General features: G+C 74.2%; 2 protein-coding genes. Both read left to right on the top strand.

Going from position 1 to position 1,695, the window contains the following annotated elements; genetic code table 11:
- Positions 1–868: molybdopterin cofactor-binding domain-containing protein (locus tag MHW47_RS35215; RefSeq protein ID WP_239227880.1), on the top strand; the 868-nt coding region annotated here is incomplete at its 5' end.
- A 179-nt stretch (positions 869–1,047) separates the two neighbouring features.
- Complete coding sequence (locus tag MHW47_RS35210) at positions 1,048–1,575, top strand: ATP-binding protein (RefSeq protein WP_239227879.1); 528 nt, start codon at positions 1,048–1,050, stop codon at positions 1,573–1,575.
- The last annotated feature ends 120 nt before the right edge of the window (positions 1,576–1,695 follow it).

Raw genomic sequence — 1,695 nt, 5'->3', positions numbered from 1 at the left:
CCCCCCCCCCGGCACCCGCCGCGAGGGCGCCCTGCTGCTCGGCACCGGAGTCGCCTCGGCCACCTACCCCGCCTCCGCCGGCGCCAGCCACGCCTCCGCGCACGCCGCGCCGGACGGCCGCTACCGGATCGCCGTCAACGCCACGGACATCGGCACCGGCGCCCGCACCGTCCTCGCGCAGATCGCCGCCCAGGCCCTCGGCGCGCCGCTGGACGACGTGGCCGTCGACATCGGCGACAGCGACCTGCCCGACGCGCCGCTGGCCGGCGGCTCCACCGGCACCGCGTCCTGGGGCTGGGCCGTCCACAAGGCCGCCGCCCTGCTCGCGGAACGGCTCGCCGCCCACAGCGGACCGCTGCCCGCCGACGGCCTGACCGTCACCGCCGACACCACCGAGGAGACCGGCCGGGAATCCCCGTACGCCCGCCACGCCTTCGGCGCGCACTTCGCCGAGGTCGCCGTGGACACCCGCACGGGCGAGGTCCGGGTGCGCCGCATGCTCGGCGTCTTCGCGGCCGGCCGCATCCTCAACCCCCGTACCGCCCGCTCCCAGTTCATCGGCGGCATGACCATGGGCATCGGCATGGCCCTCACCGAGGGCTCCACCATGGACCCGGTCTACGGCGACTTCACCGAGTGCGACCTCGCCTCGTACCACGTCCCCGTCTGCGCCGACGTCACCGCGATCGACGCGCACTGGATCGAGGAGGACGACCCCCACCTCAACCCCATGGGCAGCAAGGGCATCGGCGAGATCGGCATCGTCGGCTCCGCCGCCGCGGTCGGCAACGCCTTCCACCACGCCACCGGCGTCCGGCTGCGCACCCCGCCCCTCACACCCGACCGGGTGCTCACCCGGCTGCCGTGACCCCCCGGCCGGGCGAATGCGCCGGTCACACGGGCGCACGGGCCGATATGTTGCGCGACCGGCCCAGCGGGGTCACCCTGTGGAGTGACCCAGAAGAGACATCCGCTCACTCTTCGTATTCGGGGGTCGTTGGTTCAACGGGGCGAAGTACGTGGGCCTCGATGTGAGGAGCCTCGACGATGACCGTTCCACTCGACCGGCACTATCTGGTCGAACTCCAGGTTTCCGCAGAGCGTGTGCAGCAGCTTCGCCGCATTGTCGCCGCCCATCTGCGCCACTGGAGTCTCGAACTCCACGTGCGGCCCGTGTGCCGCGCCGTGGAGGAGCTGCTGACCAACGTCCACCGGCACGTCGGTGACGACAACCGCTGCGTCGTCGAACTTCGGTGGTCCGGACGGCACCTCACGGTCTCCGTCGCCGACAACGGCTCCGAGATGCCCCGGCTGCTCCGCGAGGGCGGCGGCCTGAGCCGCGTCATGGCCCTCAGCGACAGCTGGGGCACCTGCCGCACCGCCGAGGGCAAGGTGGTCTGGTTCACCCGGTACGCCCAGGAGCCCCAGCACATCGAACGGGTGCCGCTGCCGCCGCTGCCCGGCGTCCGCGAGTTCCGCCGCCCGCCCGTCGTGGCCGCCGAGATCCCCGAACCCGTCCCGGCCGCCGTCGAGGAGACCGTCCCCGGCGCGGGCCCCGAGCCCGCCCTGGTCTGAGGCGTACGGGCCCCCGGGCAGCCCCGGCAACCCCGCCCCCGTCACCGAGAACCCCCGGCCGGCGCGGATCGCGTGTCCCGAGCACGCATGATCCGCGCCGGCCGGGTACGCGGTGGCGGG

The sequence above is a fragment of the Streptomyces sp. OfavH-34-F genome (assembly GCF_022347745.1).
In the GTDB taxonomy this organism is placed as follows: Bacteria; Actinomycetota; Actinomycetes; order Streptomycetales; family Streptomycetaceae; genus Streptomyces.
This window is presented reverse-complemented; position numbering and strand designations above follow the sequence as displayed.

Bases quoted from the DNA above. Each gene is read 5' to 3' on its own strand.
- MHW47_RS35210 (WP_239227879.1), top strand. From the start codon at position 1,048: ATGACCGTTCCACTCGACCGGCACTATCTGGTCGAACTCCAGGTTTCC.